The 14,546-nt window shown below is 37.0% G+C and carries 5 protein-coding genes; 1 reads left to right on the top strand and 4 read right to left on the bottom strand.

Annotated features, from left to right (window positions below; all coding sequences use genetic code 11):
- Nucleotides 1-177: 177 nt before the first annotated feature.
- The 4 genes from ACKPEB_RS13915 to ACKPEB_RS13900 form a co-directional block, all read right to left on the bottom strand.
- On the bottom strand, nucleotides 178-4,950 hold the full coding sequence (locus tag ACKPEB_RS13915) for an amino acid adenylation domain-containing protein (protein WP_408971276.1): 4,773 nt from the start codon (nucleotides 4,948-4,950) through the stop codon (nucleotides 178-180).
- A gap of 124 nt (nucleotides 4,951-5,074) precedes the next feature.
- The gene (locus ACKPEB_RS13910; RefSeq protein WP_408968059.1) at nucleotides 5,075-6,952 is read right to left on the bottom strand and encodes an FAD-dependent monooxygenase; all 1,878 of its coding nucleotides are present in this window, start codon (nucleotides 6,950-6,952) and stop codon (nucleotides 5,075-5,077) included.
- Nucleotides 6,953-7,197: 245 nt separating this feature from the next.
- Nucleotides 7,198-11,439: an SDR family NAD(P)-dependent oxidoreductase gene (locus ACKPEB_RS13905; protein ID WP_408971275.1), complete on the bottom strand. Its 4,242-nt coding sequence runs from the start codon at nucleotides 11,437-11,439 to the stop codon at nucleotides 7,198-7,200.
- Nucleotides 11,440-11,531: 92 nt separating this feature from the next.
- Nucleotides 11,532-12,548 carry an IS30-like element ISMae39 family transposase gene (locus ACKPEB_RS13900; RefSeq protein WP_408971277.1) on the bottom strand — a complete coding sequence of 339 codons (1,017 nt, stop codon included), beginning with the start codon at nucleotides 12,546-12,548 and terminating at the stop codon, nucleotides 11,532-11,534.
- 90 nt (nucleotides 12,549-12,638) lie between these two features.
- Here ACKPEB_RS13900 and ACKPEB_RS13895 point away from each other — a divergent pair, with 90 nt between their 5' ends.
- Entirely contained in the window at nucleotides 12,639-13,748 is a 1,110-nt protein-coding gene (locus tag ACKPEB_RS13895) for a DUF262 domain-containing protein (protein ID WP_408971274.1), read from the top strand.
- Nucleotides 13,749-14,546 lie beyond the last annotated feature (798 nt).

Genomic DNA, 14,546 nt, shown 5'->3' with positions numbered 1-14,546 from the left:
AGGAAGACAACAGTGAGTAAAACGATATTTCTCTAAACCGCTTCTAAGTTGTTGAAATTCCACATCTTCTTCGATACAAACTCGCAGATGTTCGCTTTTACGATTTTCAATTTCACTGGGAAGATTAGGTGATGGCATAGTTGTTATCAAGCAGGAGGGTTAAACATTAAGTTGAGGTTAAAAATCGAGTTCTGAAAGCAGTTCATCTAGTTCTACCTGATTAAGATCCGCATCGGGAAAATCCGATGGAGTATAGCCTCCTTCTACCGATAAACAATGGTTAATCAGGCTTTCTAAAGAATCTCGATAGGCGGCGGCTAAATTTTTGATCGTTGTTTGATGATGAAAATTCTCACTATATTGCCATTCTACATCAAGTTGCCCATCAACCACAATTCCATGAATCGCAATTAAATGGGAACGTTGTCCCAAAGGACTATGAATAGAACCACTGGATGCTTGAGATAATTTCCAGCCTATCTCGCCGATTTGATGGCTGGTAAATTGACCTAAATAATTAAAGCTAATTTGAGCTTTTGGATAGTTTTTTAACGGGGATTGAATTGTTAAATCTGAGTTGAGATAATATCCAATTCCATAATCAAATCCTCGATTCGGAATTTGTCTTAACTGCTCTTTAATGGACTTGAGACACTCACCCGGATGGTGAAGATTTTCTAAGGTCAAAAAGACGGGGAAAATACTGGTAAACCAACCCACAGTTCTAGATAAATTCACGGATTCAATTACATTCTCTCTTCCATGACCCTCCATGTCAAGCAAAAGTCCATAATTTCCTGTCCAATGGCCAAAAGCTTGGACTAAAGCGGTTAATAAAATATCATTAATTTGGGTATTATAAGCTTGAGGAACCTCCTGTAAGAGTAAGCGGGTTTGTTCTTCGGTTAAGGTGAAAGAAACCGTTTTGGCATGGGCAACACTGTTAGATTGGACATCTCCTTGATGATCCACAGGAAGAGGAGAAACGGATGAAAAATCACGGTTTAACCAATACTGGAATTGAGCGTGAAATTCTGGGGTTTGAGCATAGTTTTGCAGTTCCTCAGCCCAAGTTTTAAAGGAACTGGTTTTAGGAGGAAGTTGCAGAGGTTTTTGGGTTTCTAATTGGTGGTAAATCGTGACGAAATCTTCGAGAATAATTCGCCAAGAAACTCCATCTACTGCTAAATGATGAATCACAATTAACAAGCGTCCACTTTCACCAAAGGCGAAGAAAACCACCGCTATTAAGGGGCCTTTTTCTAAGTTGAGTACCCGTTGTTGAACCTCTGAAATTTCTGCCATCTGGGTCAATTGTTCATCGCAAGATAGATGGGATAAATCCACCGTTTCAAAGGCAAAATTATTGCAATTATCGCTGTTATTTTGTTGCCATTTTTCTCCTTGTTGCACAAACCGTAACCGCAAAGCATCATGGTGATAGAGTAATTTGGAAATGGCTTGTTTTAATAAATCCGGTTGTAGATGATTGGGAACTTCTAACAAAATCGATTGATTAAAATGATGACGTTCGGGCCAGTTTTGTTCAAAAAACCATTTTTGAATCGGTGTTAACGGGACGTGACCGATGACTAAATCCTGTGTGGTTTGATTAACCGAAACTCGCTCCGCTACAGTAGCTAATTGAGCGATGGTTTGATGACTAAATAATTGTTTAGGAGTAATTTGTAATCCCGCTTGATTCGCTTGAGCAATGATTTGAATGGCTAAGATAGAATCTCCGCCTAATTCAAAAAAGTTATCGTTAATACTAAGGGTTTTAAGTCCTAAAACCTTTTGCCAAATTTCAGCGAGAATGCGTTCTATTTCTGTACCTGGAGTGATATTTTGGGCGACTTCTTCTTCTAATTCTAGTGCAGGTTTGGGGAGCGCACGACGATCAATTTTACCATTAGCTGTTAAGGGAAAAGTGTCTAACACAATGAAGAAAGCAGGAACCATATATTGAGGTAACTTTTCTTGCAAAAATAGACGCAATTGAGAAACAGTTAAGTTTTGAGAGCCAATTACATAAGCACATAAACGCTTAACGCCGGGTTGATCTTCTCTAGCAATAATAATCGCTTCTTTAACTTGGGGATGTTGATTGAGAACGGTTTCAATTTCTCCTAATTCAATTCTAAAACCTCTAATCTTAACTTGATCATCAATTCGACCCACAAATTCAATTTGTCCGTCGTTTCCATAACGAACTAAATCACCGGTTTTGTAAAGGCGATCGCTATTTTTTTGACTCAAAGGATAAGCAATAAATTTAGAATTCGTTAACTCTGGACGGTTGAGATAGCCTCGTGCTAATCCTGAACCGCCAATGTATAATTCCCCTGGAATTCCAATGGGTACAGGTTGTTGATATTGATCTAAAATATAGACTTGAGTATTGCTAATGGGACGACCAATAGGCGGTGCTTTTTCAGTTAATAAATATGGTGTTATTTTAACCGATGTTGTAACAACAGTATTTTCAGTTGGCCCATAGTTGTTAACTAATGTAAAAGGAATGGAAGTAGGAGGAAAATCATTGAGTTTATCTCCTCCAGTTAACATTAATCTTAATGGACAATTGGTAGACCAATCTAGGGGAATTAGGGTTTCTGCAAGAGGAGTGGGTAAGAAAGAAACGGTAATTTTTTGGGCAATTAACCACTCTTGAAGTTGGTTCGGTGATGTTAGCAAATCTGGGGGAACAATCGTCAAACACGCCCCGGCTGTTAAATAAGGCCAAATTTCCCAAACTGAAGCATCAAAGGCAATTCCAGCTAATTGAGTGACTCGATCAATTGTTGTAATATTAAAAGCGTTTTGATGCCAAGAAACTAGGTTTAATAAACTTTGATGTTGAATTAAAACTCCCTTGGGTTTTCCGGTGGAACCCGAAGTATAAATGACATAAGCTAAATTTTCAGATGTCATCGGATGGAGGAGATTATCTGACGGATGATGATCAAGAATTTTCCCATCCTGATCTAAACAAAATATTGTTCCTAAATAGTTGGGTAAAGTGTGAACTAAGTTTTCCTGAGTTAATAACACCGATACGGCAGAATCTTCTAACATATAAGCTAGACGTTCTGATGGATAGTTCGGATCTAAAGGAACATAAGCTGCACCCGCTTTAAGAATGCCTAAAAGTCCGATAATCATCAAAGCAGAACGCTCGATACAGATTCCTACTAAGTCCTCGGTTTTAACGCCTAAGTTTTGCAAATAATAAGCGAGTTGATTGGCTTTTTGATTTAACTGTTCATAGGTCAGAGATTTTTCTCCATCAATGACCGCTATAGCATGAGGGGTTTTAACAACCTGTTCTTCAAATAACTGATGAATACAATAATGATCAGGATAAGACGTTTGAGTTTGATTCCAATCTACTAATAATTGCTGTTTTTCCGGTTCAGTCAGTAACGGTAATTCCCCGACGGTTTGCTGGGGATTGGCTACAATTCCTTTTAATAAAGTTTGGAAATGACCCACCATGCGGGTGATTCTTTCAGGGGTAAATAGGTCGCTATCATATTCCCAAAACCCTTCTAAATAAGATCCATTTTCGGTTTCGATTTCTTCTAAAATTAAGCTGAGATCAAATTTAATTCTCAGGTTTTCGACGGCTAGATATTGAGCTTTTAAATTGGGTAATTCTAAAGCATTGAGAGGGGCATTTTGCAGCGCAAACATGACTTGAAATAAAGGATTATAACTTAAACTTCGTTCGATTTCTAACGCATCAACTACTTGCTCAAAGGGCACATCTTGATTGGCATACGCTTCTAAAACAACATTGCGAGCTTGTTGTAATAATGCTGAAAAAGCCGGATTTCCTTCTAGGGAATTCCGCAGCACTAAAGTATTGACAAAAAAACCAATCAAAGGTTCAATTTCTTGTCGATTTCGGTTGGCGGTGGGTGTTCCAATTAAAATATCATCCTGACCACTATAACGAAAAAGTAAAGTGTTTAAAGCCGCCAGTAAGGTCATAAATAAAGTCGCCCCCGACTTTTGGCTCAGAAGTTTGAGTTTTTCGGTGAGTTCTGAGTCAATTTGAAACGAGATACTATGACCTTGAAAATTGGGAGTAGCTGGACGAGGTTTGTCTGTTGGAAGTTCTAATAAAGGAGGAGCACCTGTTAATTGTTTTTTCCAATAATTTAGCTGGTTTTCTAAAATTTCACCTTGTAACCATTGTCTTTGCCATACTGCAAAATCGGCATATTGTATGGTTAATTCGGGTAAATCTACGGTTGAATTGGATAAAAATGCTTGATAAAATTCAGATAATTCTTTAAATAAAATGCCTTTTGACCAACCATCGATAATAATATGATGGAAAACGTTAACTAAAATATAATTTTCATATCCGAGATCAAACAGAGTACATCGTAATAAGGGAGCTTGGGTTAAATCAAAGGGTTTTTGTAGTTCTTCAATAATCTGTTGGTCAATTCGATCTTGGGGGATATCTTTTAAATTAACAACTAATAATTTAATCTTCAGAGATGGAGCAATTTTTTGAATGGGTTTTCCTTCAACCATTGGAAAGGTTGTCCGTAAGCTCTCATGGCGTTGAATAATAGCATTGATCGTTTGCTCTAAAATATCAACATTTAAGCGTCCCATTAAACGGAGGGCTAGGGCTTCATTGTAAGCCGGATTTTGCTGATCCATCTGATAAAGAAACCACATTCTTTGTTGAGCAAAAGATAAAGGTAACTCTTCAGTTCGAGCAACGGGATAAATCACCGATTCAATGGTTTTAGACGGTGTTGTTGCGCTTCTTAAAAAAGCGAGAATTTCTGGTTTCCTTGTGCCAATTTCTTGCTTAATTTCCGGTGTCATCGCTCCCTGGGGAGCTTGATATTTTAACTTCTCTTCCTCAAGCCAAAGCTTGATGTCTAAACTATTTAAGTAAGATAAAAATTCTGCGACTTTCATTAATAATATCCTTTTCCCTAATTAATGTTCTGGTCTTTCTGGAATAGGGGGGTGATGTTTGGCTGGGTTCAGTAGCTCAAGTTAGAGCTACTGTTGAATATCCGATAACTTTATGGGTTAATTTTCATCGGCTGATTGCCTCCAAATATTGTTGTTTAATGATGTCTAAATTCTGAGGTTCGTTCTTAGGAGAAAACAGCCCATCAGCCTCCCATTTACTGGCATCTAAACTAATTGCCCAGGAATTTAACCAGGGGTGCTCGTTAATTTTAGGTAATAGTTCGGGTTTGGTATCTTCTAAGGCAATTTGAAAAATGACTTGGGCAAATTCTTCAAATAATTTTAAGCTGGCTCGATAAGCTTCCATAATTTCAGCTTCGGTTTGATTAGATTGTAAATTCCGGGTTCGTAGTTCATTCACGAAGGGGATTGCTAAATAATCAATAAATTCAAAATTAACTCGATGTAAGGATTGATTTGCCCAATCTCGGAATAGTTGTTGCATTCGATAGGAAAGGGGGAAAAATTCTGCATTAATCTGTTGAACTTTCGTTTTAAGTTCTGGGTCAAGGAAGATGGAATTAAACATCATTAAGCAACCAAATGTCCATCCAGCTAACGTATCCCAGATCATTTTTGTTGACATCACTATGCCATTTCCCATACAGTTGTAAGAATTGTGAATATTAAAGGTTAACCCATCGTTATAGGTTAAATAAAAGTGATTCGCATCCTCAACTTTTTCGGGAGTTAGTTGACCTTTAAAGTCAAGATCAATCATTTGAGTGGTTAAAGAATTGCCCAAACCAATATTATCTGAACCGGGGGAATAAAACGGATCAGGAAATGTACCCGCTTCACCGACACAAGCCCAACGATTAAAGGAAAAAACTTGTTTCGAGGAGTAGCTATATTTGGGCATCTTTCTAAAGTCTTCTGGGGATTTCCCTTCTAAATGAGCAGCCACAACAGGTTCATTTTCCTGTAACCACTGCAAGGCTAATTCATAGTTATGATAATTTTTTAATGGGTGAATATCTTGACGAGCCACAATGCCAATACTGGTATAACCCGTAGATAAAGGAATTAACCAAACCCAGTATCCTTCACCGCATAAATGATTGGTAGAATAAAAACGGTTGTTGTTAGGAACACGATGATGCCATTTTTCTTGACTTGCTGGAACAAAATCGCTGACATCAAAACGACCCTTCACTCGGAACCAAACCGCGCTATGATTATCATGATTCGGTTTAGCTAAACCTAGTTTTTTCTGTATATATCGACGGCGACCCATCGCATCAACAACCCATCGGGATTTAATACAGTGAGTTTTTTTATTGGCTCCACTTCCTTGAGTATAAATAATTTTATGTTGTTGCTGTAGCCCTTCAGCCAACTCGATATCTTGAACCGAACAATCTTCCTTAAGGTCAATTCCGGCTTCAATATTAAATTGGCGTAAATCATTTTCTAATTTACCCCGATCAATTTGATAAGATTTAGGAGCATGAAACTCTGATAATCCCAGTTCAGGTCTTTTATGAAATTCAGTTTCTTGAGGTTTGAAAAAATAGCGTAATCCCAGTTTAGGCAAATGTTGATTATCAAAATAATCGGTTAACTGAAGCGTATTTGCTAAATAAAAAGCCCCGACTTCAACGGTTGACTCTCCCACTTTAAAACCAGCTTCCGGTAAAGGACGAGCCATTTTATCAAGGACGACAACGGAAAGATTAGGTTGTTTGAGTTTTAACTGTCTCGCTAAAGTTAAACCTGCTAATCCACCGCCACAAATTGCCACATCATAGTCAGTTTCTGAACTGAAATTGTCAGCTTGTTCACGTAATAAGGCGATGAGTTCTTCTTTATGCTCTTTCAATTGTTCGAGTAAATCAGGAGTTATAACGCCTTGGGGAGAACGATAGCGCAGCTTATCTCCTTCAACCCAAATTGTGACGCCTAAATGATTCAGATTCGATAAAAATTCAACAATTCTCATAAATTTAAGTGTCCTCAAAGATGAAAAACTACCGCAGAAATAAAATTTATAAATTCTGAGAAGTCAGTTGTCATTGTTGAAGTCAGTTACTCTCGGAGTCCCCGCTTACATACTCGACAATAAGACTGCCTGAAATTGAAATTATTTATATCATAGTCTGGATGATAAATTTTAGTGATGGATACATTTTTTTACATTTTTCCCAAAAAGGGTTCTGAAAAGCTTAAATTTTAGTTAACCTGTTTTCATAATTCTCCTTCTTCATAATCTTCTAAGGCTGTTGTCCTAACATTTTGACTATTTTTGGCTACATTAAGCACCTCAATTGTTTGAGTTAAACTGGCAACAGTTGGGTATTCTAATAAACTATGCAACGACAATTCTACCGAGAAAACATCCCGCAAACGAGAGATGACTTGACTGGCCAGCAAAGAATGTCCTCCTAGTTCAAAGAAATTGTCATGAATTCCAATTTGAGATAGATTTAACACATTTTGCCAAATCTTAGCAACTTGACGTTCAGCTTCAGTTCTGGGTGCTATTAATTCGCTACTATCTACGCCTTGAAGTTCCTTAAGTAATTGCTTCTTATCAATGTCTCCATTGTGCTTTACAGGAAGAGATTGTCTCAGAATTAAGGGGCATTGATAGGACGTTCTAAATCGATCTTTTAAACTGACATGATCAGGTATATTCACCGATTGAACTGTAGAGTTACGGGTGTAATAAGCCGTTAACTTTTGGCATCCTTCAGACCTCGATGTCAAACGGTTAATCTTAGCATTACTCCCATCTAAACCGATCATTAATTGTCCTTGATTATGATATAAACTCGTTAGAAATGAGTCTAACCCTTGCTGCACCGTCATATCATAATACCCTTGAGATCGGGTTATGTATTGCATCTGATAACCCTGACTAATGCCAGTTTCTTGCCAAGTTGTCCAACTATAACAATAACTGGGAAACAAATTCTGAGATTTTTGATAGGTATTCAGAGATTCTAAGAAACGATTAGCCGCCGCATAGGAACCTAAAGCCGCCCCTCCAAAGAAACTAGCTAAGGAGGAAAAGCTAATAAAAACTCCCTGAGATTCTTTGAGGAGTTGATGTAAAACCCAAGTTCCTAATACCTTGGGGCGAAGAATTGCCGCTAAACCATCTTGAGTTTCGTCCAGAAGTAAACAATCTTTGTAAATTCCGGCGAGATGAATCACCCCATTCAGTTCTCCTTGCCATTGTTTTTTTACCTGTTCTACAGCGTGTTTAACTTGAGTGAAATTCGCTACATCGACCGCTTGGTAAATGACTTCTCCCCCAAGGTTTTCTAAAGCTTGGAGATTTTTGATTTTTAAGGATAATTGATTTTCGGTTTTGAGGTATTCACTCCAGAGGTGTTTTTCGGGTAAAGGGGTTTTTCCAATTAACAGTAAACGAGCTTGATAATTTTTGAGTAAATATTGAGCAATTTGTATGCCAATTCCCCCTAGTCCTCCGGTAATCAGATAAATTCCTCCTGATTTAAAGGGTAATTCCTGTTGACTCTCTTGAGGTAAATTGACTTTTTCTAAGCCCGCAATTAAACGTTTCCCGTTGCGATAAGCAATTTCTCTTTCCCTGGATAAAACGGACAGTTCTTGCAGCAGATAACTCCCATTAACTTCGATGTTATCCAGGGATAAATCAATATGACGAGTATTTAACCAAGGAAGTTCTTGAGCTAAGGTTTTGATCAGTCCTAAAACCGGAGATTTTTCATAGGCGATTTTGTCAGTTTCTGTTACTAATTGACTATAACTCGAAACAAATAACAATTGAATTGTTGAGTTCAAATCATGAATTTTAGCTAACGCTTGAACCAGGAATAATAAATCATAAATTCCTTGCTCTTGTGCTGTTTCTAACTGTTCAATTGTTGAAATTTCTCCTTGATAATCTTGATATGTTCCCAGATGAATAATATTGCTAAGGATAATGTTTTGCTCGGCTAAAGATGCCATTAACCGTTGATAATGGTTGGCTATCCCCGGTTTGAGGGTATAGCAATTTTCACTGATTTGAGAAAATTCTTCTGCGGCTAAAACCGTGATACAGGGTAAGTTTTTCCCTTGAATTTTTTCGGCTAAAGAGGCTCCTAAACCCAAGGAATCAAGAAAAATCAAAGTCGAATGGTTGGGAAGTTCGGGTTTTAAATGAACTGGAGAGCGAGGTTTCCAAACTTTCCGGTAAAACCAATCAGGAAGGGTTTGAGCATTTTCTAATAAAATATCTATTGCTTTCAGAATAGAATTAAATTCTCCAGATTCAAACCGTTTTGTTAATTGCGATCGCTGAATTTTACCAATGGAAGTTTTAGGAATTTCAGTTTTATTTAAGGGGATTAAATATTCAGGATTAACCCCAAAACTGTTAATGACTTTTCGTCTAATCTTTTTCAGAAGTTCTGCTAGATGCTGGTGTTCCAAAGTTTCTGCACTAAAAAATAAAGCTAATTGATCGGTACTATTCCTAGGATCATAAACAGCACAAGCGGCAGTATAGGACGCTTGTACTTCTTCAATAGTTTCCACTACAGTTTCAATTTCATGGCTATAATAATTCACTCCATTAATAATAATGGTTTCTTTACTTCTTCCAGTAATGACTAAATGACCGTTACTAATAAATGCTAAATCTCCTGTCTTAAACCAGCCATCTTTTAAGAAAGCGTCTTGATTCGCTTCTGGGTTTTTATAATACCCGGGTGAAACTGGATGTCCTTTAACTTGTAAATGACCAATGGTTTCTTCTGGTAATAGGGAATTATCAGCATTAACAATTCTAATCGATATCCCCGGAATGGGTAATCCTAAATCCGTAAAAGTTGCACCATTGGGATGTTCAGGATGGACTCGTTTTAAGGAAGAATTCAAGGAAGATTTATCAACCGTATGAAAGAGTAATGGCTGTTGTTCTGTCGGCTGATAATAGGTAATTCCTGACCCCATTTCTGCCATACCAAAAGCAGGACGCATCGCCGTTTTTTTCAGATTATATTGAAGATGAAGGGTGTTAATAAATTCTCCAACTGCTTGACCAGAAACAGCTTCACCCGCCGCTAAAAAGAATTTGACACAATCTAAATTCCAATTTTGATTTGGTTCTTTTTTTAAAGCTTCATTGATCAAATTATAGGCAAAATTAGGAGCCCAACTGTGGGTAATTCGATATTTAGCAATTAAATCTAACCAATTCAAAGGACGACCTAATATATATTCAGTTTGAACATAAACCATTTGGCATCCTAACTCGACACAGCGAATATTCCAGTCTGAAATACTTCCAATATGATCAAAAGGAAGCCAATTAAGAATAATATCGTCGTTTTGATGTTCACAAATGATGTTTGTTCCTCGCGCACGAGAGATCACATTTTTATGGGTTAATGAGATACATTTCGGTATTCCTGTACTGCCTGATGTTAGATTAAAGAACGCGATATCATCTGGTTGACTAATATGAGTCTGATGGGGAGAATAAGTTTTTAATTCTTCAATAAAACTCAATCTTAAGGTTTGATTAGGCAACCATTGTTCTAAATGTTTTATCTCTTGCTGACGGGATTGATTTGTGATAATAATAGGTTCATCTAACAACTGCCAAACTTGAGAGATTTTATGAATTTCATTATTAAAATCTTTATAGCTGGGTGGTACTGAAATAATAACAGGAATAAATCCCCCTAAAAGACACCCCCAAAATGCAGAAATAATATCATAGTTTTCCGATAGCTGAAGAATTACTTTATCTTGAGCTTGTAAACCCTGCTTTTGTAATCCAGCTTGTATTTGTTGAGCGTCTTCCCATAATTGTTGATAGGATTGAAAAACTTCTGAGCCATTAGATTGAATATAAATAATCCCTTTATTTGAATAATTTTCAGCAGCTTTTTGGAGGATTTCTGCCAAGGTTTTAGGTTGAAGTTCAGATTCTTCTAAAAGCTGTCCGTGACTGATTCCAGATTGAGTGTTAGAAGTGTGAATCCCCAGATGAATCGGGGTTTCAGATTTTTGATGATCATTTTTTTTCTCTATTTTTAAGGGCAATAATTCTGATAGATGTAGGGGTAAAATTTTGTTCTTTTTAGAAGTCATGACGACAGCAACTTGATCAATATCTGACAAAGAGCGCAGTTTTTCTTCTGTTTCCTGAACTTGATGATTATCGATAATTTCAATATTCTTTAATGCAGTTTCATCGACATCACCGCTATCGGTTAAGGGTAAACTGGAAATTTGCACATAGATATTAGGTAGGAGATTGTCCGGTAACTGAGACTGTAAATCGGAGGACAATTGTTCAGAATTCCAAGCTCCAAAGGAAACGATATAGGCGACTAATTCATCCTCTCGTACCATAAAATAGCAATCTTCAATCAAAGGATTTGATAAAAAGACTTCTGCTAATTTCTGACAATTTAATTTTTGATTTTTGTCTTCCGTCCTCATGCCTAAAATCCTCGGTTCTCTGTACATCTTGTGAAAGCTTCTTCAATAAGGACTTTTAGGCGTAGCCAATTTGACATCTATAATACGCCAATTCAAGTCTGAATTGCATCACTGTCTGATCTACCTTTATAGAATACCTCATTCGGGGTACGATAGTCAAGACATTTTCGAGGACGATTGTTAATCAAGTTTACGGCTCTTTCCACCTCCTCTGGCTTAACGATTTTAAAATTCGTTCCCTTGGGGAAAAATTGTCTTAACAGTCCATTGGTATGCTCGTTTAATCCCCTCTCCCACGAATGATAAGGAGTAGCAAAATAAAAATCTGCTCCTAGTTTCTGACTCAACTCTTGATGTCCACAAAATTCTTTGCCGTTGTCACAAGTAAAGGTTTTTCTTTGGTCAGGGTGAATCTCTTGAAAAAGTTTTTCTGTGACTCTATTGATTTCCGATGCGGTTTTGTTTTTGGCTAATCCTGCTACTAAAAATTTCGAGGCTTTATCTACATGAGTAACGAGAACTCCTAGATGATTGCCTCCAATCATTGTGTCACTTTCCCAATGACCGATTTCAGTTTTCTGGTCAGCAATTACTGGTCGCTCGCTGATATCTACACGCCCTGGAATCCCTCCACGCTTACTTTTTGCTCCGCCTCGACTCTTTCTTTGACAAAGCCCCCGGCGTAAATATTTCTGGTACTCTCCACATCCGTGATAGTTCTGATAGATCATTTGATAGATGGTTTCGTGACTGAGAGATTCTTGACTGGCTCTTTTCAGACGACCTGCTATTTGTTCGGGACTATGATAATCTTTCAATCCTTCTTTGACCAACTCTAAGGCTGACTCGCTGACATTTTTCAAGGGTTGTTTGGCATTTTTTCGCCTTGTCTCGCTTTGAGCTTGTGCTGTGTCAGGTAGATAGCAGCCAAGGGAACTTTGATTCCTTTTTAATTCCCGTGATATTGTGCTTTGATGACATCCGAGCCAGACGGCCATTTGCCGTTGAGATAAATTTCCCTCCTGACTAAGTTGGTAGAGCAAGTTTCTTTGTTCTATGTTAAGATGTTGGTGGCTTCGTTTTTGTGTCTGATCTGTTGTTGTATTGATCAGACAGTACCTGATGAGCCTTTTTCTGTCAACTCTTAAGGAGTCGTGCGTTTCATTTTTGAATTGGCAATATTAGGACGGATAAAAATTATGGTTAATTACCTCACTCAAGAAGAGAAATTACTAGCAGCCGAAGAAGAAAAGTATCTAGAGGAAGAAGATGATGTGGATTTTCCTCCTATAGATATTATTGCTTACAATGAGCAGCGTTCCTGCTCTGATCTAGTTAGAATGTATCAAAAAAAACAATTGGTTATCGATCCAGATTTTCAAAGAGATGTGGTGTGGACTGATCCACAACAAACTCGTTTTATTGATAGTTTAATGAAACAGTTACCGATTCCTAGTATGTGTATTAGTCTTGACTATAAGACAGATAAACGCTATATCATCGATGGATTACAACGAATTAGTACCATCGTCAAATTTTTAACTACTGAAAATTGGAAGCTATCAAAATTAGCTGATGTAGATTCGTCTATTTCTGGAAAAACAGTTGAGGAAATAAAAACTCAGCATGAAGAATTATATGAACGCGTAGAAAATATGACTATTCCCATCACCATGATTCGCTATGACTCCAGCAAAAAAACTCATAATAATTATATTTTTAACATTTTCCATCGCTTAAATACCGGTGGAGTAAAACTCAATAATCAGGAGATCAGAAATTGTATCTATAATGGCGAGTTTAATACTTTTTTAAAAGAATGCGCTCAATATGAAAACTGGCTTTTGCTGATGGATCGAAAGCAGAAAAAAGCATCTCGATTTGAAGATGAAGAATTAGTGCTTCGTTTCTTTGCTTTTTATGATGGATACCAGAACTACAAGGGGAAATTGACCGGATTTTTAAATGATTATATGTATAAACATAGATTGGCTCATGAAGATTTTATTCAAGATAAAGATCAATTATTTAAGCAAACTGTTGACTTGATTTATGATAGAATCTTCAAAGAGGAACCTCTCAAAACCAGTAAAGTTATTGCTGAGGGAATTCTGTTAGGAGTTGCCAAAAATTTAGATACTTTAGTCAATCTCTCCAATGATGAATTACAAGACAAGTATTCTAGATTAATAAAATCTGAACCATTTTTAACTAAAAATTTAGCTGGTGGTATTTACCAAAAAGATAAGGCTTTAGAGAGAATTAATACATCTATCAAAATTTTTTCATCTACTGGTAATGATTACTAAAAGTTATTTATTCAAGACGCTAAACAGGCTTGATAAACTCTATAATGACTCTACAACTGATGATAAAAAAATTTTTTATTCTAAACTAGCTCTTATAGAATTATGTGGCTGGATCGAGGAAACTATGGATGATATAGTTTTAAGATGTGCTAAACGATGCTTAAAGTCCGAAGCTAACAAAAAATTCATCGATAAGACTATTAGTGGTACTCATAGTTTTGAATATGAACCTTTTAGAAAAATGTTGATGATGGTTAAGTAGTCATGCAAAATTAATTACCTGCCCGATCGAGCTAAAACCCTTACGGGGCAATGATCGTCATGTGTAAATAATTTTGCCTAGGTACTTATTGGTTTAGCAATATTAGAAAAAATCGAAAAAAAGTTAGAAAGAACTGGTAAAATTAGTACTTTAAAAGGTGATCTTGGTAATCTAAAGACAAGTCGCAATCGAGCTGCTCATACTCATACTAAAGGTACTTTGAGAACCTATGACGCTCCTTCTAAAACTAAACATGATTTTGATAGAATATATGCTTTGTTAACAGAGTTAGATGCAGAATTGCAACGTCATAAATGTTGACTTATTTCTCGTACAATCGCTTTTAGCGCACCTTCGACAAAGACAATCAGTCAAAATTAAACCCCCTAACCGGTGAAAATTAACTACAAGCGATCGAAAAACTGGGAAAATATTCAATTGATTCAATGTCATCTTTTTTAACTATCCTGCCCATGAATAATCAGGTCATCCGTACTGATAAAGCTCCGGCCCCTGTGGGTCCCTATAATCAAGCG

It is taken from the genome of Planktothrix sp. (assembly GCF_046067725.1).
GTDB lineage: Bacteria > Cyanobacteriota > Cyanobacteriia > Cyanobacteriales > Microcoleaceae > Planktothrix.
The sequence above is the reverse complement of the archived record's forward strand: the minus strand, read 5'-3'. Positions and strand labels throughout refer to the sequence as shown.